14 protein-coding genes are annotated in these 19167 nt (G+C 59.9%); 4 read left to right on the top strand and 10 right to left on the bottom strand.

Annotated features, from left to right (window positions below):
* Positions 1-3288, bottom strand: a complete 3288-nt coding sequence (gene recJ / locus ABHU32_RS05675) for a single-stranded-DNA-specific exonuclease RecJ (RefSeq protein ID WP_346979348.1) — start codon at positions 3286-3288, stop codon at positions 1-3.
* Between the two features lie 276 nt (positions 3289-3564).
* Between recJ and ABHU32_RS05670 the strand changes: the two genes are divergently transcribed.
* The gene (locus tag ABHU32_RS05670) at positions 3565-4563 is read left to right on the top strand and encodes a bile acid:sodium symporter family protein (RefSeq protein WP_346979347.1); all 999 of its coding nucleotides are present in this window, start codon (positions 3565-3567) and stop codon (positions 4561-4563) included.
* A gap of 30 nt (positions 4564-4593) precedes the next feature.
* Here ABHU32_RS05670 and ABHU32_RS05665 read toward each other — a convergent pair whose 3' ends face one another.
* On the bottom strand, positions 4594-5391 hold the full coding sequence (locus ABHU32_RS05665; protein WP_346979346.1) for a DUF4931 domain-containing protein: 798 nt from the start codon (positions 5389-5391) through the stop codon (positions 4594-4596).
* Between the two features lie 3 nt (positions 5392-5394).
* Positions 5395-6072 carry a copper homeostasis protein CutC gene (locus ABHU32_RS05660; RefSeq protein WP_346979345.1) on the bottom strand — a complete coding sequence of 226 codons (678 nt, stop codon included), beginning with the start codon at positions 6070-6072 and terminating at the stop codon, positions 5395-5397.
* Positions 6073-6342: 270 nt separating this feature from the next.
* Between ABHU32_RS05660 and ABHU32_RS05655 the strand changes: the two genes are divergently transcribed.
* Positions 6343-7926 (top strand): zinc ribbon domain-containing protein, encoded by a 1584-nt coding sequence (locus ABHU32_RS05655; protein WP_346979344.1) that lies wholly within the window; start codon positions 6343-6345, stop codon positions 7924-7926.
* A gap of 232 nt (positions 7927-8158) precedes the next feature.
* Here ABHU32_RS05655 and ABHU32_RS05650 read toward each other — a convergent pair whose 3' ends face one another.
* From ABHU32_RS05650 to ABHU32_RS05625, 6 genes are all read right to left on the bottom strand, one after another.
* Entirely contained in the window at positions 8159-8872 is a 714-nt protein-coding gene (locus ABHU32_RS05650; RefSeq protein WP_006234438.1) for an ABC transporter ATP-binding protein, read from the bottom strand.
* The gene (locus ABHU32_RS05645; protein WP_346979343.1) at positions 8873-9733 is read right to left on the bottom strand and encodes an ABC transporter ATP-binding protein; all 861 of its coding nucleotides are present in this window, start codon (positions 9731-9733) and stop codon (positions 8873-8875) included.
* Positions 9723-10802: a branched-chain amino acid ABC transporter permease gene (locus tag ABHU32_RS05640; protein WP_117821257.1), complete on the bottom strand. Its 1080-nt coding sequence runs from the start codon at positions 10800-10802 to the stop codon at positions 9723-9725. Before ABHU32_RS05640 ends, ABHU32_RS05645 begins: the two co-directional genes overlap by 11 nt.
* Positions 10803-10811: 9 nt before the next feature.
* A complete protein-coding gene (locus tag ABHU32_RS05635; RefSeq protein ID WP_099432746.1) occupies positions 10812-11693 on the bottom strand; it encodes a branched-chain amino acid ABC transporter permease in 882 nt (293 codons plus the stop codon).
* Between the two features lie 139 nt (positions 11694-11832).
* Positions 11833-13020: an ABC transporter substrate-binding protein gene (locus tag ABHU32_RS05630; RefSeq protein ID WP_346979342.1), complete on the bottom strand. Its 1188-nt coding sequence runs from the start codon at positions 13018-13020 to the stop codon at positions 11833-11835.
* 269 nt (positions 13021-13289) lie between these two features.
* Entirely contained in the window at positions 13290-14456 is a 1167-nt protein-coding gene (locus ABHU32_RS05625; RefSeq protein ID WP_346979341.1) for an ABC transporter substrate-binding protein, read from the bottom strand.
* Positions 14457-14708: 252 nt separating this feature from the next.
* Between ABHU32_RS05625 and ABHU32_RS05620 the strand changes: the two genes are divergently transcribed.
* Positions 14709-16052, top strand: coding sequence for a homoserine dehydrogenase (locus tag ABHU32_RS05620; protein WP_346979340.1), 1344 nt, complete (start codon positions 14709-14711; stop codon positions 16050-16052).
* Positions 16053-16272: 220 nt separating this feature from the next.
* On the top strand, positions 16273-17022 hold the full coding sequence (locus tag ABHU32_RS05615; RefSeq protein ID WP_346979339.1) for an SDR family NAD(P)-dependent oxidoreductase: 750 nt from the start codon (positions 16273-16275) through the stop codon (positions 17020-17022).
* A 467-nt stretch (positions 17023-17489) separates the two neighbouring features.
* Here ABHU32_RS05615 and ABHU32_RS05610 read toward each other — a convergent pair whose 3' ends face one another.
* Positions 17490-19052, bottom strand: a complete 1563-nt coding sequence (locus ABHU32_RS05610) for a cation:proton antiporter domain-containing protein (protein ID WP_346979338.1) — start codon at positions 19050-19052, stop codon at positions 17490-17492.
* Between the last annotated feature and the right edge of the window lie 115 nt (positions 19053-19167).

Here is a 19167-nt window from a genome sequence, read left to right as displayed (position 1 = left end):
CTAGGCCCGCGGTACGATCGGGCGGTTAACTTTGGCTAGCATATCAGAAGCGCACGAATCGAGCGCCCAGCTCCGGAAAGCCGAAAACTCCATGCGCGAGCGCAAGCCCTCCAAATAGCGAATTGACCTGCTCAATTGCACACGGCCCGGGTTTTCTGCCATCGCGATGCGACGGGTGTCGTCAAACCCCGAAACGCGACAGAAACCAAGCTCTTCGAAGATTCCCAGGCCGCTTTCCACCGAGCGCTCGTCGACCGGCGTGCGAGCATCGATAGCAAGGCACATCTGCGCGATGTCGATATCGCTTGCGCAGAATGAATCATCCCCGGTCTTGCCGCGGTTGGAGCGCCACATGGTCTGCAGCGCGCGATAGAGTGTGACGAGCTCGTCGCGCTCGGGTGCGTAGCAGTCGAGCAGGCGCTCGTTAATGCGGGCATCGCGCGACGAATAGAGCAGGTGGATCACGGCGGGCTGGCCATCGCGACCGGCACGGCCGCTCATCTGGTTAAACTCAATGCCGCCAAACGGCATGTGATAGAGCACGACATGGCGGATATCGGGCAGGTTGACGCCCTCGCCAAAGGCAGATGTCGAGACGATGCAGCTGAGGCTGCCGTCTCGGAATGCTTCCTCCACGCGACGGCGATCGGAACGCACAAGCCCCGCGTTATAGAACGCGATATGGGTTGCGCAATCGGGCACACGCTTGCGCAACGTCTTGGCGAGCGCCACGGACTGGTCGCGCGAATTGACGTAGATGACGGTCTTTTCCCCCATCGCCACAATCGACACCAAACGGTTCTCGCGACTTGCAAGATCGCGGTCGTCCTCGAGCCGCAGGTTCTCGCGCACCGTCTCGTCGACCACCGTGCGAGTGATCGGCAACATGCGGGCAAGCTCGGCCACAACCGGAGCCGTCGCGGTGGCCGTCGCCGCCATAACGACCGGATCGCCCAGGGCCTTGAGGATATCGGGCATGTCGAGGTATGCGCTCCGGTCGCCGCCCTTGGCAAGACCGGCATGATGCGCCTCATCGATAACGACAAAACCGATGCGCCCCGAACGCGCAAAGCGGTCGCGGTGAATGGACAGGAACTCGGGCGTCGTGAGCACGATGCCGGTGCGGCCCGAAGCCAAGCCGGCAAACACGTCATCGCGCGCTGCCTCCACGGTCTCGCCGGTCAGCACGCCAACGCCAATGCCAAGCGCGGCCATCGTCGACGAGAGGTGATAGGCCTGGTCGGCAACGAGCGCGCGCAGCGGATAGACAAAGATGCTCGCACGCCCGCGAAGGACCGCCTCGCGCGCGGCATGCACATGGAAGATAAGAGACTTGCCGCGCCCCGTTCCCATAACGGCCAGAACACTTTGGTGATCGGCCAGGGCATCGAGCGCCTCGGCCTGCGCGCGGTGCGGCTTGTTCGAGCCGATAAAGCTATGGATAAGCGAGCGCGTCAGCTCGGTATAGGAAAGCTGGGCGAGCGTTTGGCGCTTGCGGGACTCCAGACGAAGACCGGCGTCCGCAGGCTCCACGCCGCGGCGAAGCTCACATGCCGGGTCGTCAACGCTGGGCGCCGTGGTATCGCGGACCAAGACATCCTTGATCATGAGCTTTGGCTTTACGCGACCTTGCCAATGCTCGGCCACGGCCTCGAACACTAAATCGACGGCGCTATCGCAATTGATGAGCTTATCGATCTGCGGCACGCGGAACATAATGGCCGGCACACTCGCGGCGCCATCGGTCGCCACGAAGCGCATGTGCTCGCCGGTTTTGCCCACCACGGCGCGATTGCACATTGTCACGCCCTCGGCCGCCAACAGCGGCACCTTGTTGCCCTGGCCAAACGGCTCAAGACGGGAGATCTGCTCGATGGTCTCGATATTCAGCTCGGAGAGGTCAACGGTGGCGGCAACCTCGTCGGTGTCCTCAAAGTCCTCGGCGGGAAGCTCGGACAGCACGGCCGAAAGGCGACGACGGAACTCGTCGAGCTTGGACGCCTCGATGGTCACGCCCACCGCACCGGCATGCCCGCCGCGACGAATCAGCAGATCGGAGCAGCGTTCTACGGCGTCGAACAGGTTGACTTTGCCCACCGAGCGACCCGAACCTCGAGCGATACCGTCTTCGATCGAGAACAGCAGCGCCGGCACGTGATAACGGTTGGTCAGGCGGCTCGCTACGATACCCTTGACGCCCTCGTGCCAGCCCTCGCCACCCACGACGATTGCGCGACCGCCATCATAGGTCTCCTCGACCTTTGCCATGGCATCGCGCGTGAGCTCCGCCTCGATCTCGCGACGCTGACGGTTAATCTCCTCGAGCTCGGCCGCCAGCGCGCTTGCCTCGATGGGATCGCGGGCAAGCAGCAGGTCGAGCGCCAGCTTGGGATCGGCCATGCGGCCGGCGGCGTTCAAGCGGGGAATGAGCGAAAACGATAGGCCATCGGCCGTAATACTAGAGAGGTCGGCCTTGGCGAGCGCGGCCAGCGCGATATAGCCGGGGCGGGCCGTCACACGCATCTGCTGGATGCCCTCGGCGACCAGCGCGCGGTTCTCGGGCGTCAGCGGCATCATGTCGGACACGGTACCAAGCGCCGCGACCTCGATCAGCGAACGCCAATACGACGGCTTGCCCAGACGCTCGCCCAGGACCTGCACCAGCTTGAGCGCCACACCGGCACCGGCAAGCTCGCGCGAGGGACCCTCGTCCTCGAGCTTTGGGTCGGTCAGGGGCACGCCCTGCGGCACCTGGTCGGAGGGCTCGTGATGGTCCGTGACCACTAAATCGATCCCCAGGCTCTCCAGATAGGAGACCTCTTCCTTGGCGGCAATACCGTTATCGACGGTCACGATCAGCTGGGGGCGAGCGAGCTCGTTAACGCGGTCGAGCGCCGCGCGCGAAAGACCGTAGCCCTCGTCAAAGCGATGCGGAATAAACGGCGTGACATCGGCGCCAAACGTGCGCAGCGCCTCGGTCAACAGGCAGGTCGACGTAATACCGTCAACGTCAAAATCGCCAAAGACCGCGATGTGCTCGTGGTTGCGAATAGCGTGCTCGACGCGGTCGGCAACGACCGACATGCCCGGGATAATGAGTGGGTCGGCCCAGTCGCGATCAAGCGAATGCGTCAAAAACAGCTGGCCTTCTTCGATGGATGTAATGCCGTGCGCAACCATAATGCGCGCCACCAGCCCGGGTATGCCCAGGCCAGCCGAAAGCTCCTTTTCGAGCTCGGGGCTTTGCTGAGCGACCGCCCAGCGATGCGTCGTCTTAAGCGATGACATAGGCGCCCACCCCCGATAGGGGCAGGTCGCCGCGATACCTCTCACGGTTCATAGCGATGAGTCCTCTGTGTATGCCCGCTTCGGCAGGCAGATCTGTTGAACGGATTTATTATACCGTGCAGCGCGGACGCAAATCGCCGCAGCACGCCGCGGTTTCGGTAAACGATGCCGGTAATACCCTCGAAATAATCGAGCGTTTCTGACGCACGGACGCATGCGAGCGTCTAGCATATCCATTCAAAACGGATTCACGAGCAAAGGGAGTCACAAGAGCATATGAGGCAGTGGGTTGGACTGGGCAAATTTCTCGCGGGGCATATGCAGGTCATCGTTCCGATTTGCGTAACGCTCGGTGTGCTCTTTCCCCAGCAGATCGGCGTACTTAAGCCCATCGTTCCCGTCCTCTTCGCCTTTATGACATTCCAAGGTGCGCTCAGCAACACCTTTCACCAGGTGGCTGAGGTGTTCCGCCGTCCCCTGCATTTGATTTTGGCGTTAATTGTCTCGGCTGTGCTCATCCCCATCGCGGCGTATGCCATGGGCTCACTGTTCTTTGGTTCCAACCCCAACCTTGTCTGCGGCATCGTGCTCGAGTACAGCGTACCCGTGGCGGTCACTGCCTTTATGTGGATTAGCATGTTCGGCGGCAACGGCCCGCTCGCGCTCACCATTATCCTGACGTCCTCGGTTATCTCACCTGTGACGATTCCTCTTACGCTCAAGCTCCTGCTGGGCGCCACCGTCTCGATCGATGTGCCGAGCATGATGCAAGACATGGCCTTCATGATCGCCATACCCGCCGTGCTCGGTATCGTCATTAACGAACTCACACGCGGATGGGGACACGAGAAACTCTCCCCCGCGCTCTCGCCCGCCTGCAAGTTCATGATGATGGGTGTCATCGCGTCCAACTCCACCGCCATGAGCGACTACGTGCTACACATGAACACGGAGCGCCTGGAAGTCGCCCTCTTTATTTTGGTCTTCGCCATCAGCGGCTTCGTCGTCGGTTTTCTGGTCGCCCGTACGCTGCATCTGCCATATAGCGAGACGACCACCATGTGCTTTACCTGCGGCATGCGCAACATCTCTTCGGGCGCCGTCATCGCCACGCAGTACTTTCCGGGCGAAGTCGTGTTCCCCGTCATGTGCGGAACGCTGTTTCAGCAGGTACTGGCCTCGATTATCGGACATCTCTTTGAGCGCCTGACCGGCGAGGAGCGCGCCAAACAGCGCAAGCGAGTCAAGGCCGGGCGCGACGCGATGGCACGCTAGACTGTCCGCATTGCGCGGGTGTTAGCCTTGCTATACGAGCGTTTCCAGATGCGCGCGCAGGCGCTCAGCATCGATATCGAGCGTTGTCTCGGCATTGACCTGGGCCAGTCGATAGCCAACAAAGTAGGGTGATACCACCCAACGTGGCAGCGCCTTGGCAATGGTCCGGCCGTCCATGTGGTAGAAGAACAAGTTGTACGACTCCGCGCGACCGCCATGGTGCTCGTGCAGGATATAGCGCAGGGCCACCTGAATCGCATCGGCAAACAGGTCCGCTTCGGCTTGGTCGCGGGCGTCGTCGCTGGCGGCGATTCCCTGTGGAGCCGAAACGTTGACCTCAAAGAATCCCATGATCGGCTCGGTTGAGATATTGACCGAGATTCTCCCCTGCTGCCAGACATTGATGCCTTCGAAATTGGCGGAAGTCAGCGAAGCATAGCCGTCTTCCTGCTCCAAACCCACAATCTGCATGTGTGGGTGGACGAGGCTGCCGCCCGAAAGCGGGCCTTTGTTCTTGTACATGAGCACACTGCGGTACTGTTGGGAATCGATCATCTGCTGCCAACAGCCCAGGGCAAACCGCATCACATGATGCAGCTCATCCGGTTCATAGGTCACCAGGTCGGCGTCGTGATTGGCCGACTCGATCAATACGGTCTGACGGGTGGCCCGCAAGGTCTTGAACTTATTCTCGAGCCAGATGCAGTCACCGTCGCACTGGATGATGTTGGCGAGCCCCTCCGTGTCGCAAAAGGGACACGCGGTGCCAGGGCGACGATTATCGTCGGGCTTGCCGCTCGCCTGCTGAACGTCAAATACCAGCGCCACGGGTTATACCTCCAGCGGCACGATCTTGGTGCCATGGAGCTCGGAGACGCCTAGCGCCGCCGCGACCGCATCGCGATTTGCCGTAGTGATGCCGCCGCCGGGAAGGATGGTCAAACGATCGCCCGCATACTCGATTAAACGAGCCAGGTAATCGAAATTATCCTCGATCGGCGTACCAGCAGCACCACCGTGCGTCAGGATGCGCGTGACGCCGCAGTCGGCGAGCGTATCAATGGCGTCGAGCTGAGCTTCGGGCGAGAGCTGGTCCAATGCCATGTGGAAGGTGATGTCAAGGGACTCGCGCTTGCACTCCTCGGTCGCGCAGCCCGCAGCCATCACAAGGGCGCCGAGGGTGAGCTCGTCGAGCGCCCATCCGCCGGCACAGGGCTTGCAGCATCCAAAGACCAGGCCATCGACGCCGGCGCTCACGGCAAGGCCCAGGTCCATCTCCATCATGCGCAGCTCGTCCTGGTTGTAATGAAAGTCGCCACCGCGCGGACGAATCATGCACATCACTCGCGCGTCATGCTCGTGAGCGTAGCCGACCGCAGCGCTGATAACGCCAGCGGAAGGCGTGGTGCCACCGACGGCGAGGTTGTCACACAGCTCAATGCGCCCCGCACCGGCCTCGATGGCCGCCGGCACTCGCTCAAAGTTCTCGGCACAAAACTCGTACAGCATAGTTGAACCCCCAAAGACAGCTGACGTTTTCCGACGGGCATTGTCACACATCCCCATGAAGTTGCGGTGGAATAGGGACTGTTTTGGCCTCTGGAGCCCGTATTCAGTCCCTATTTCACCGCAACTCAAATGACCCCTCGGGGACGGAGGAAAACCAACCATTACGGCTGGCCGAAAAAAGTTGCCGATGGTGAATGTTGCGCAACATGATTCGCGAATCTTAGGCAACCATGGCAGTATCGACATTCGTATCCATAGGAAAGGATTGCCATGTTTAAGAGCATCCAAAAGAGCGGAAGGATCGCAGCAGTCGCCATCGGCCTGATCGCAGCCCTGTCTCCGCTCGCAGCCCCTCCTGCAGCATTAGCCGGCGGTAGCGTACCGACGCCTGAGCTGGAGAAGTCGTACAGCTTTAAGGTCAGCAGCGAATACTCGCATACAGCCACGAGCGGCAATACAAAGTTCGGCTATTTGTACGATTTCGATGATGAGTACAACTTAATAAGCGCATCTCTCATCAATTTTAAAGACGGCAGCACAAGCCCCGTTGCCATCCCAGATAAAAGCCTTAATTCAGTATGCCTTGCACCCAACGATCTACTCTGTTGGGTAGACGGCAATAATTTGGTCGTATTCTCGCCAGACAACCAAAGTCAAACAGTCCATCCCATCACTTCGGCGAAATATGCCCACACCGGCGAAACCGTCTCCAATGACGGTAAAAGAGCCGCCGTGGAACATTATGATTATGAATACGAGCCCAAAAAGGTCGAAATCTATGATCTAAAATCCGACAAACTGATCCAGACATATCAATCAAATAAAGATGACTCTTCGTACTGCTACTCAAAAGACATGAGCCGTCTGTATGCCCTACAGGACAATACCAAAGACGGCGTTGTCGCGCTTAGGGTTTTCAATTGCGATACAGGGTCAACGGAATTGAAAACGGTTAACGTGAAAAAAGATGATAGGTCTTCGGATATCGACCATATCGTCACCAGCTCTTACTCGGACGATATTTATCTTCAGAGCGACACCGCATTAATAAAAGCGGACCGCGATGGAAATATGAGCGTTGTTTTCAACGATGACGACCACGCACCCGATTGGCCTTATTCATACCCTTCGGCGGAGTTTTATGCCCTCTATACAAAGAAGGAATCGAACGATCTTTTTGAAGAGGATGACGGGGATTACTACCTCAATGAAGAGGATGCGAATCTTAGTATTTATGACCTGAAAAGTGACAAGATCATCAGCTCAATTGCTTTTCCCTTCGGCGATGGATATCTCGGCGACATCTCGCATGATGGCGGAATCATGCTTGGGACGTACTCAGACGATGACAAGTCTTCGGCATGCCTAGTCGATGCAAAAACCGGGGCCAAGAGCGAGTTTGATTCTCATTGGTGCAGCCCTACTTTCATGAATGGCGATCGCGAGATTTGGACTAATTATTACGATGAAGACTCATCAACGCTTCACGTAAACATCTACAAGTCCAATATCCCCCATTCACTACCCGATGATGTTCTCTACTTTGTCCAAACTCACCTGCCGTTTGTTATTGGCGGCGGCGTGGCGATCGTCCTCATCATCGGTGGCGCGATCGTTGTCCTTTGCATCCGCAAGAAGCGCACGAAGACAGCAAACGGCATGGCAGCCGCAACGCCCAAGCCCCAGCGCAAGCAAAGTCGTCGTCAGAAGCGCACCCAGCAGAACGCCGTAGCGCCCGCCGCACCGGGAATGCCAGCAAACCCGACCGAGCCCGCCCGCTTCTGCCGTCACTGCGGAACCCCGCTCGTACCCGAAGCCCAGTTCTGCCCCACATGCGGACAAAAGGTAGACTAGCGAACAAAACCCAATAGACCCCAATCACCAAGGCCCCGTTCCGAAACAATCCAGAACGGGGCCTTGGCTTGGTGCAGGGGCGCTAATTTGGGACGGTCATCGTCGCACGCCCCAATGAAGTTGCGGTGGAATAGGGACTGTTTTGGCGTCTGGAACCCCCAATTAGTCCCTATTTCACCGCAACTTAAAAGGGGCGCTGACCGGGATAGTCAGCGCCCCTTTGTTGAATGGATTAACCACCAAGATAGGCCTTGCGGACGTTGTCGTCGTGCAGGAGCTCTTGGCCCGTGCCAGTCATGGTGATCTTGCCGGTCTCGAGCACGTAGCCGCGCGTAGCGATCGAGAGCGCCATCTGCGCGTTCTGCTCAACCAGAAGCACCGTGGTGCCGGCCTTGTGCAGGTCCTCGACAATTTGGAAGATCTGCTCAATCAGAATCGGCGCCAGGCCCATGGAAGGCTCGTCGAGCATGAGCAGCTTGGGGTTGCTCATAAGGGCGCGACCCATAACGAGCATCTGCTGCTCGCCGCCCGAAAGGGTGCCGGCGACCTGGCGACGGCGTTCCTTAAGGCGCGGGAACTGCTCGTAGACACGCTCAAGGCCCGGAGCAACCGTGGACTTGGGCTGCGTGTAGGCGCCCATCTCCAGGTTCTCCTCGACCGTCATCTGCAGAAAGGCGCGACGGCCCTCGGGGACCTGAGCCAGGCCCTTGCCCACCAGCTTGTCGGCAGGCGTATGGGTAATGTCCTCGCCCATAAACTTGATGGAGCCGGTCTTGGAGCGCAGCAGGCCCGAGACGGTCTTGAGCGTTGTGGACTTGCCGGCGCCGTTGGCACCGATCAGAGCCACGATCTCGCCCTCGTTGACGTTAAAGGAGATGTCCTTGATGGCGTGGATGGCGCCGTACCAGACGTTGATGTTGTAGACGGAAAGCATCGGCTCTGCCATTTAGTTCTCCCCCCTATCCTGCTTGCCCAGATACGCCTCGATAACAGCGTCGTTGTTCTGGATCTCCTCGGCCGTGCCCTTGGCGATGACCTTACCAAAGTTCAGCACGCAGATTCCCTCGCAAATATTCATGACGAGCGACATATCATGCTCGATAAGCATGATGGCAATGCCAAAGGTGTCGCGAATCTTGACGATGTTCTCCATGAGCTCGGCGGTCTCGGACGGATTCATGCCGGCGGCAGGCTCGTCGAGCAGCAGCAGTTTGGGGTTGGTGGCAAGCGCGCGGACGATCTCCAGACGACGCTGGGCGCCGTAAGGCAGCGAGCCAGCCTGCTCGTTTGCCAGATGCTCCATATCAAAGATGGACAGCAGCTCCATGGCGCGCTCGTGAGCAGCCTTCTCGTGCTTCCAATACGTCGGCAGGCGCAGCACGCCCTCAAAACCGGAATAGCGCTCCTGGTTGTGCAGACCGACCTTGACGTTGTCCTCCACCGTCATGGTGTTGAACAGGCGAATGTTCTGGAAGGTACGGGCAATACCCATGCGGTTGACCTGGTAGACCGACTTGCCCGAGGTGTCCTCGCCGTCGAGCAGGATGGTGCCGTGCGTGGGCTGGTACACCTTGGTGAGCAGGTTGAAGACCGTGGTCTTACCGGCGCCGTTGGGACCGATCAGACCGGCGATCTCGGTCTTGCCGATAGTCAGGCTAAAGTCGTCGACTGCCTTAAGGCCACCGAACTCAATGCCCAGGTGGATGCACTCGAGTGCAGGGCGCTCGCCCAGGTCGCGGTCGGGAACGATGGCGCCAGAAGGATACGGGACCATCTTGCCCTTCTTGAACTCAAATTTACTGGGCATCGGCTGCCACCTCCTTCTTGGAAGCAAAGCGGTCCTTGACGCGACCGAAGAACGCCTTGAGCTGCGGGTTGTTGGTAAAGATCATGACCAGGATCAACACGATGGCGTAGATGAGCATGCGGTAGTCCGAGAACTGACGGAGCAGCTCGGGAAGCACCGTGAGCAACGCCGCCGCGATGACGGAGCCGCGCATATTGCCCAGACCGCCCAGGACCACGAACACCAGGATGAGAATGGACGTGTTGAAGTCGAACTTGGTGGCGGAGAGCTGCGAGAAGTTACCGCCGAAGAGGGCTCCGGCAGCACCGGCGAGGGCAGCGGAAACCACGAAGGCGATCATGCGGTACTCGGTGACGGAGATGCCTACGGACTCGGCTGCAATCTTGTTATCGCGCACGGCCATAATGGCACGGCCGGTACGGCTGCGAACCAGGTTGAGCACGATCACGAGTGCGACCATGACCAGGATGGCACCGGCGAGGAAGGTCGAGTACGTCGACACGCCCGAGGCGCCCTGGGCTCCCTTGATGATGGCGGTGCCGTCCTCGAGCAGGTGCAGGTCGTCGATCGTAGAGTTGCCCGTGATGTTAAAGATCACGTGCAGGCCGCGCGAGTCGACACCCACGATAAGGCAAGTGACGATCTCTTTGATGATCTCGCCAAAAGCCAGGGTCACGATAGCCAGATAGTCGCCGCTCAGGCGCAGGACCGGGATACCAATCAAGAAGCCCAGGATAGCAGCAGCGATGGCGCCGACCACAATGCTGATGATCAGACGCACCGGATCGGAGGGAACGGCGCTCTCGAGGGCGACCGCGGTGACGATGCCCGTGTAGGCGCCGACGCTCATAAAGCCCGCGTGGCCCAGCGACAGGTCGCCCGCGATGCCGACGACGAGGTTAAGGGAGATGGCCATGACGATATAGGCCGTGATGGGAACCAGCTGACCGGCGATCATGCGCGGAATCATGTGGTTAGACTGCATAAAGAACACGATGGCGAACGCCACAAGGCACATGGCGTACGTAACAAAGTCGTGACGCGTCTGCTTGTCTTTAAGAAACTTCATACCGCTCACCTACACCTTCTCGGGGACGTACTTGCCCAAGAGGCCGGCAGGCTTGACGAGCAGGACGATGATCAGAACACCAAAGACGATGGAGTTGGCAAGACTCGTGGAAATGTAGGCCTGCGCCATCGCCTCGATGATGCCGATGAGAATGCCACCGACAAAGGCGCCGGGGATGGAACCGATGCCACCGAAGACGGCGGCGTCGAAGGCCTTGATGCCAGGCATGGCACCCGTGGTGGGCTGCAGCACCGGCGAGTAGGAGCACAGGAGCACACCGGCAATGGCGGCAAGGGCAGAGCCGATGGCGAACGTCATCGAGATGGTGCGGTTGACGTTGATGCCCATGAGCTGAGCGGCGGCCTTGTCCTCGGACACGGCGCGCATGGCTTTGCCCATCTTGGTCTTACCTGTAAAGAACATCAGGCCGGCCATGATGACCAGGCAGGCGACGATGGTGACGAGCGAGACGGCGCTTACGTTGAACTTGGCCAAGAACTCCGGCACCTGGAAGGTGACGAGCGAAGTGAAGTTCTTGGGCGTGGCGCCCCACAGAAGCTGCGCGGCATTCTGCAGGAAGTAGGACACGCCGATAGCCGTGATCAGAACGGCCAGCGGGCCCGCCTGACGCAGCGGCTTGTATGCCAGACCCTCGATGAGAACACCGAGAACGGTACAGACCACACAAGAGAGAACTACAGATGCCCAGCCCGGGAGGCCGAGATACGACGTGGCACAGAACGAGACATAGGCACCGACCATGATGACGTCGCCGTGAGCGAAGTTCAGCATCTTGGCGATACCGTAGACCATGGTGTAGCCCAACGCGATGATGGCGTAGACGCTGCCCATGGACAGGCCGTTGACCAGGTATTGGATAAAGACCGTCATGTTCCACATCCCCCTTTCGAATAGGTTTCCAGTTGATGTATGAAACAGGGACGTTACATCGTCCCTAGATACCAAGCAAGCAGGGAAGGCCAAAACCTCCCCTGCTTGGGATCAAAACCGCTCTATGTAAGGCGGCCAATTAGGCCTGTACGTACTTGCCGTCGGTGATGACGTAAGCCGTGGGCTCCTTCTGGACCTGGCCCTTATCGTTCCAGGTGAGCTTGCCGGTCAGACCGTCAACGGTAATCTTGAGCATAGCCTTGGACAGCTTCTCGGCGGCCTCGGTCGGGTCGGCGTCGACACCAAGACCGGCCTCCTTGACGGCCTCGGCCACCGCGTGCACGCCGTCGTAGGCGTCGGCGGCAAACTGGTCGGGGGTATCGCCGTACTTATCCTTGTAAGCGTTAACGAAGTCGGCGTTCTTCTCGTCGTCGGCGGAGAACGGGGTCATGAGCAGCAGACCCTCGGCAAGAGAGGTATCGAAGCCCTCAACGCCCAGGATGCCGTCCATGCCGTCGCAGCCCATCATCTTGACGTCGTAGCCCATGTCCTTGGCGTTCTTGAGCAGGACGGACGCCGGCGTGTAGTAGATCGGCGCAAAGATCATGGTGGCGCCGGCCTGCTTGGCCTTAGTCAGCTGGTTGGTAAAGCTCGTGGCGGAGTCGTCCTTAAAGGTCTCCTCGTCAACAATCTCGAGCTTGGACTCAGCGGCCTGGGCCTTAAAGGAATCTGCGATGCCCGAAGAATAGGCGTCGCCGGAGTTATAGAACAGCACGAACTTCTCGTCCGGATACTTCTGGGCCAGGAACTTGGCAGCGTTGACACCCTGGTTGGGGTCGGTGAAGCAAACCTGGAAGACGCAATCCTTGCCGTCGGTAACGTCCTCGGAGGACGCGGACGGGGTGATCATGAACGTCTTGGGGTCGTTACCGCACTCGGCGGCAACGGCAACCGACGCACCCGTGGTGGTCGGGCCGACGAGGGCTTGCATGCCCCAGTCGAGCAGGGTGTTGAAGGCGTTGACGGCCTTCTCGCCATCGGCCTGGTCGTCCTCGGCCTTGCTGGCAAGCGGCAGCTCCTTGGTCGAGAAATCCTTGCAGCCAAGCTCGACACCCTGGGTAACGGACTTGCCGTAGGACGCGTTGGCGCCGGTCAGCGGGCCGATGGTGCCGATCTTAAACGAAGCGTCGCTCGAAGCGGAACCGCTGTCGCCGCCGTTGGAGGAGCAGCCAGCTAGAATGGACATCGCCCCCAGACCTGCTGCGCTCGCGATAACGCTCCTGCGATTCATAACAGGGTTCAATGACTTACCGGTGAGGCTCGACATGCGGCTCTCCTCTCAAATCTCGTCGGGTTTCGGTTACCCGACAGGCCATCCTTCGCCGTGTTCGGCGTTCGCAAAATAGTAGACGCTTTAGTTGAGAAAAGTGGCGATTATTTCAACTTTTCTTTTGTTTTGCCCATTTATCCATAATTCTGCGTATTCCTGTCGGTTTATGCAGTTTAGCCACTTTATTGTGTGAAAGTAATGTTTCCGTTCTGTTACAGGCGTCCTTGCCCTGAATAAAACGGCCCCACCGGTGTCGTTATATGCACTTAGGCGGCGATGTACTTGCCATCCTGAATCACATAGGCCGTAGCGGGCTTTTCGACCTGGCCCTCGTCGTTCCACGTGAGCTCACCCGTCAGGCCCTCAATCTTGACCTTGCGCATGGCCTTGGCAAGATCGTCGGCAATGTCAGCACCATCGGCCGTAATATCGATGCCCGCCTTGTCGATGGCCTCGGCGATGGCGTGGACACAATCGTAGGCGTCGGCGGCAAACTGGTTAGGCGTCTCGTCGTAGGCAACCTTATAGGCCTTGACGAAGTCGGCGTTCTTCTCATCGTCGGCAGAGAACGGGGTCATGAGCAGCACCCCCTCGGCAAGAGAGGTATCGAAGCCTTCCACAGAGAGCAAGCCATCCATGCCGTCGGTACCCATGAGCGTCATGTCGTAGCCCATGTCCTTGGCGTTCTTGAGCAAAACGGACGCCGGCGTGTAATAGATCGGGGCAAAGATAAGCGTGGCGCCGGCCTCCTTGGCCTTGGTGAGTTGGTTGGTAAAGCTCGTGGAAGAGTCGTCCTTAAAGGTCTCGGTATCGACGATATCGAGCTTGGACGCCTTGGCCTGCTCGGCAAAGGCGTCGGCAACGCCCGAGCTATACGTATCGCCGGAGTTGTAGAACAGGGCGATCTTGGCATCCGCGTACTTCTCGGCCAAGAACTTCGCGGCGCTGGCGCCCATGGTGGGATCGGTGAAGCAAACCTGGAAGACCGTGGTCTTATCCTTGGTGACGTCGAGCGACGAGGCCGAAGGCGTGACCATGAGCATATCGTCGGCGATCTCGCCCGAGACGGCGACAGCGGCACCAGTCGTGACGGGGCCGACGAGCGCCTGCATGCCCCAGTCGCACAGGGTATTGAAGGCGTTGATGGCCTTCTCGCCATCGGCGACGTCGTCCTCGGACTTAAGCGAGAGTTTGAGGTCCTTGGTCGAGAAATCCTTGGCGGCGAGCTTGGCACCCTTCTCGGCCGAAACGCCATAGGTTGCCGCGGCGCCGGTCAGAGGGCCGATGACACCGATCTTGAAGGTCTTGCCGTCATCGGCGGAGCCACCGTCCGAGCCACCCGACGAGCAACCAGCGAGTGCGGCGGCGGTGCCGAGCGCCGCGGCGCCGGCGAGAAAGTTCCTACGGCTGAGCGTGCTGTTGTTGTTGAACATGGTGTCCCCCTTTTTTCGCTGGCCGCGGTGCGGCCGTCTTGCGGTACGGGGCAAACCTTATGGTGCAAACGTTGACAGTTTGTTACGGAGTTCCGTTTGTAGCGAGCATGTTTCCAATGTTTCCGCAGCGTTTCGGGGGTGCCGTTTTGTGCGACTCCTGTTGCCTGGCGAGCACGTGCTCTCGGTTCACGCTAGAATGCACTCAACCTGTAATCGGTTAATCCATCTATAAGATGCACGAAGGAGCTATCTATGAGCGAACCCCTGCGCACCGTGAACGTCGGCCTGATCGGTCTGGGAACCGTCGGCGGCGGCGTGGCCCGTCTGATCAAGAGCCACCACGATGAGTATCTGGCAGCCTACGGCATCGACCTTAAGCTGACCCGCGCCTGCGCGCTTGCTTGGGAGCAGGCCGAGGCAGCCGGTATTGAGCGTGAGGCCTTTACGAGTGACTGGCACGATGTCGTCACCGACCCCGCCGTCGACATCGTCGTCGAGCTGATCGGCGGCGAGCACCCCGCAACCGAGATCTTTACCACCGCCTTCGAGAACGGCAAGCACGTCGTCTCTGCCAACAAGGCCCTGCTGGGCCGTCATGTCGAGACGCTTGCCGAGAAGGCCCGTGCGTGCGGCGTGCAGATCAAGTGCGAGGCCAGTTGCGGCGGCGGCATCCCCATCGTAAGCACGCTCGAGCACGACCTGGTGGGCAACAAGATCCTGACCATCGCCGGCATTCTCAACGGTACCACCAACTATATCCTGTCGCGCATGGACGCCGAGGGCGCCGATTACGCCGACGTGCTTGCCGACGCGCAGGCCAAGGGCTATGCCGAGGCCGACCCGTCCGCCGACGTCGACGGCTTCGACGCCGCCAGCAAGACGGCCATCCTCGCCTCCATCGGCTTTGGCACCCGCGTGACCACCGACGATGTGTACCAGCAGGGTATCCGTACCATCGGCGCCGAGGACATCGCCCAGGCCCGCGAGCTCGGCTACACCATTAAGCTGCTCGGCATCGCCCGCAACACCGACGCCGGCGTCGACGTCCGCGTGCACCCCACGCTGATTCCCGCCGACCACATGCTTGCCAAGGTCAACGGCGCCATGAACGCTGTCTACGTGGTAGGCGACGCCGTGGGCGAGACCATGTTCTACGGTGCCGGCGCAGGCTCCTTCCCCACTGCGAGCGCCGTCGTGGGCGATATCCTGTCGCTCTCCGAGCAGATCAGCCGCGGTGTGGCTCCGCTGCCCGAGATTGAGCCCTATGGTCACAACCTCGCCTTTAAGCCCATGGACGAGCTCCAGACCAAGTACTATGTGCGCCTGAAGGTCGCCGACCGCGTGGGCGCCCTGTCCGAGACGGTCGACATCTTTGCCAAGCACAACATCTCGATCTCGCTCATCAACCAGGTCGAGGACGGCAAATCGGGTGTCAGCGATGCCTGCTCGGTCATCTTCCTGACGCACCGCGCGCTCGAGAAGGACGTCCAGGCTGCCGCCGCCGAGCTTGTCAGCGTCGACTGCGTGGCCGAGGTCGCCAACGTCCTGCGCATCGAGAACGTCGAGGCCTGGACCGAAGGCGTCATGGCAAACTAGCCCGATTCTCGGCAAATCAAATAACGCATGAGGGGCTCCTATCCGATTGGATGGGAGCCCCTTTTAGTTACATCTTTTGCACGAAGTGGTCGACTAACGTTTGAACAACTTGACCGTTCGTCAACAACCGTGGATACCGTTTGCCGATATGCGACGGCAGCTGTATTTTGCCGCCGCTATGCTGTGCCGTGTATGTCCGCCCGCGATGAGAGGAAGCACCATGTTGCTCGAGGGCAAGAAAGCAATCATCACCGGAGGCACGCGCGGCATCGGCTATGCGATCGCCCGCCGTTTTATCGAGGAAGGCGCTGCCGTCACTGTCTTTGGCTCGCGCCAGGAGACTGCCGACGCGGCCGTTGAGAAGCTGGCGGCCGCCTATCCCGACGCCAAGGTCTGGGGCCGTTCCTGCGACCTCACCTCACTCGAGGCCGTGACCGAGGCCTTTACGCAGGCCGCAGCCGACATGGGCGGCTTGGATACAGTCGTCAACAACGCCGGCATCTCCCAGCGCTCGCCCCTTTTGGATTACACGGCCGAGGAGTTTGCAAAGGTCATGGATCTCAATGTCGTCGCCGTCTTTAATGGTCACCAGGCTGCCGCCAAGATCATGACCGAGGCCGGCCACGGCGGCACCATCACTACCACAAGCTCGATGGTCGCCAAGTACGGCCAGCCCTCCGGTGTCGGTTACCCCACGTCCAAGTTTGCCGTCAATGGCATGGTCCAGTCGCTCTCGCGCGAGCTCGCCCCCATGGGTATTCGCGTCAACGCCGTCGCCCCAGGCGTAACCAAGACCGATATGGTCGCCAACCTGCCCGAAGAGGTCATCAAGCCCATCATCGCCACCATTCCGCTGGGTCGCATGGGCGAGCCCGAGGATGTCGCCAACGCCTTTGTCTTCTTGGCAAGCGACATGTCCTCCTATGTCACGGGCGCCATCCTCCCCGTCGACGGAGCCGCCCGCTCCTAAAGGTCGCAAGCCACGACTTCGAACCTCAACGAGGCCCAACGCAAAAGGCGCGCTGCATGCATCAACCGCAGACAGCGCGCCTTGTTCTGTTTGCAGGGGAAGCTGCGTCCCGGTATTTCAGCTCAGAACGGGGCACGGTTTCCCCAGGACCTCCTTGCGGAAACTGCACCCCGTTCTGAACGTCGATTCTGGGATACCGTTTCCGCAATGGGCCTCCTGCGGAAACGGTATCCCACTCCGGGCGCCCATTCCGGGACACAGCTTCCCAACGGCCCCTGTTTCGGAAACCACATCCCATTTTGAACCTTCAGACTGGGACGTGCTTTCCGGCAGGGGTCCAAAGCGGAAACTGCATCCCGCTCTGAGCGTCCATTCTGGGATGTGGCTTCCCGATGGGGGCCGATGCCGAAACCACATCCCGTTCCGAGCCTTCAAAGTGGGACGCGGTTTCCCCGAGAGACTATCGACTACTTACCGTCGTCGTCCTGGGCTTCGTCGCGTGCGTAGAGCTCCAGCATGCGGCGGCGGTATTCGTGCACGGCGAGCTTGGCGCGCTCCAGGCGGCGGCGCTCACGCGGAGTCAGCTTGGACGGGTCGACCTCGTCTCCATAGGTCTTATCGGCAAGAAGATGCGCCGCGTCCACGATGCGGGCATCGATGTGGCCGCTCGCTGCCTCGGCGGAAAGACGCTCGGCAATCGTATCGAGCGTAGGCAGGCCCTCGAATACGCGACCGTGACCATGCGAGGTCAGCAGCTCGTGCTCGCGTGCAAGCAGGCTCGCCAAATCGTGATGGGCGCGCAGGATGTCGAGCGCATCGGATGGATGCTCGGCAACCTCTGCCACGGCAGCGACCGGTGCGGCGTCGACCACGCGGTAGAAGAGTTGTGCGAGCAGCGGCATCAAGAACACCGTGATGGCGCCGGCAGCAACCATGACCGACGCAATATCTTGCGACAGCGCGCCCGCGTTGACGGCAACGCTCGTCACGGCAACGATGATCGGCAGCGCCGTGGTGCAGTACAGGGCCACGGTAATGCGACCATACGCCGACACATCGCGCGTCGCGGGACAAATGCCCATAGAGATGAGAATGGGCACGGCACGAATAATCAGCAACGCCACGATAAAACCCGCGAGCAAGCCCGGGCGCGACGCCACGGCCGTCAGGTCGATCTTTGCGCCCGATACGGTAAAGAACACCGGAATCAAAAAGCCGTAGGCCAGACCGTCGAGCTTGGTCTCGAGCGTATGGTTGCCCTCAGGGATGATATAACGCAGGACAAAGCCGGCAGCAAAAGAACCCAACACGATGTCGAGGTCAAAGATGGCCGAGAACGCCACGAGCGTAACCAGGATAAGCACGGTCAGGCGCACGAAGGTCTGCGACGTGGTATCGGCGCGTTCCTCGACAAACGCAAAGAAGCGGCTGCCGACGCGCTTGGAGCGGCTTGGGACCACGGCCAGCAGCACGCAGACCACCGCAAACAAGCCAAGGATTACGAGCGTTTGGATGCCGGTGCGGGCAGACAGCAACACCGACATGGCGAGCACGGGACCGAGCTCGCCCCAGGTGCCATACGCGAGAATCGAGTCGCCCACGCGCGTGCCGGTGAGCGAACGTTCACGCATGATGGGCACGAGCGTGCCGAGCGCCGTCGAAGTGAGGGCAAGCGTCACGGCGATACCGTCGAAATGACTGACCGAGAACCACGGGGTAAAGCGCACGGCAAGCCAGGCGATACCAAACGTGACGACCCACGTCGCCAAGCCGTAGCGCCCCTCGACGCCCGTGATGCTCTTGGGGTCGATCTCAAAGCCGGCAAGCAGGAACAAAAAGGCCAGGCCCAGCTCGGACACAAGCGAGACCTCGGCATCTACATGGATAATGCCGAGCATATGGGGTCCCAGCACCGCGCCGAACACGAGCAAAAAGACCGTCTCGGGAACGGGTTTTCCGGGAATCGCCGAGGCGATGAAGGGGCTTGCAAAGGCCACGAGCGCGATGATGGCGAGTGAAACGAATGCCATGTGATGCCTTTCTCTTGTTTGCGCTTCACTGTAGCACCCTCGCCGTCCTCAACGCGCCGCGAGCTGTCGTATCATAGTGAGGTTTACAAACATGTGGCTCAAGGCGACCGCAGGG

The organism is Collinsella aerofaciens (assembly GCF_039758965.1).
GTDB lineage: Bacteria > Actinomycetota > Coriobacteriia > Coriobacteriales > Coriobacteriaceae > Collinsella > Collinsella aerofaciens_BR.
The sequence above is the reverse complement of the archived record's forward strand: the minus strand, read 5'-3'. Positions and strand labels throughout refer to the sequence as shown.

What these genes read in the sequence shown, in the direction of transcription:
- recJ (WP_346979348.1), bottom strand. Translation starts at nt 3,288, where the DNA reads ATGTCATCGCTTAAGACGACGCATCGCTGGGCGGTCGCTCAGCAAAGC.
- ABHU32_RS05670 (WP_346979347.1), top strand. Translation starts at nt 3,565, where the DNA reads ATGAGGCAGTGGGTTGGACTGGGCAAATTTCTCGCGGGGCATATGCAG.
- ABHU32_RS05660 (WP_346979345.1), bottom strand. Translation starts at nt 6,072, where the DNA reads ATGCTGTACGAGTTTTGTGCCGAGAACTTTGAGCGAGTGCCGGCGGCC.
- ABHU32_RS05655 (WP_346979344.1), top strand. Translation starts at nt 6,343, where the DNA reads ATGTTTAAGAGCATCCAAAAGAGCGGAAGGATCGCAGCAGTCGCCATC.
- ABHU32_RS05650 (WP_006234438.1), bottom strand. Translation starts at nt 8,872, where the DNA reads ATGGCAGAGCCGATGCTTTCCGTCTACAACATCAACGTCTGGTACGGC.
- ABHU32_RS05645 (WP_346979343.1), bottom strand. Translation starts at nt 9,733, where the DNA reads ATGCCCAGTAAATTTGAGTTCAAGAAGGGCAAGATGGTCCCGTATCCT.
- ABHU32_RS05640 (WP_117821257.1), bottom strand. Translation starts at nt 10,802, where the DNA reads ATGAAGTTTCTTAAAGACAAGCAGACGCGTCACGACTTTGTTACGTAC.
- ABHU32_RS05635 (WP_099432746.1), bottom strand. Translation starts at nt 11,693, where the DNA reads ATGACGGTCTTTATCCAATACCTGGTCAACGGCCTGTCCATGGGCAGC.
- ABHU32_RS05630 (WP_346979342.1), bottom strand. Translation starts at nt 13,020, where the DNA reads ATGTCGAGCCTCACCGGTAAGTCATTGAACCCTGTTATGAATCGCAGG.
- ABHU32_RS05625 (WP_346979341.1), bottom strand. Translation starts at nt 14,456, where the DNA reads ATGTTCAACAACAACAGCACGCTCAGCCGTAGGAACTTTCTCGCCGGC.
- ABHU32_RS05620 (WP_346979340.1), top strand. Translation starts at nt 14,709, where the DNA reads ATGAGCGAACCCCTGCGCACCGTGAACGTCGGCCTGATCGGTCTGGGA.
- ABHU32_RS05615 (WP_346979339.1), top strand. Translation starts at nt 16,273, where the DNA reads ATGTTGCTCGAGGGCAAGAAAGCAATCATCACCGGAGGCACGCGCGGC.
- ABHU32_RS05610 (WP_346979338.1), bottom strand. Translation starts at nt 19,052, where the DNA reads ATGGCATTCGTTTCACTCGCCATCATCGCGCTCGTGGCCTTTGCAAGC.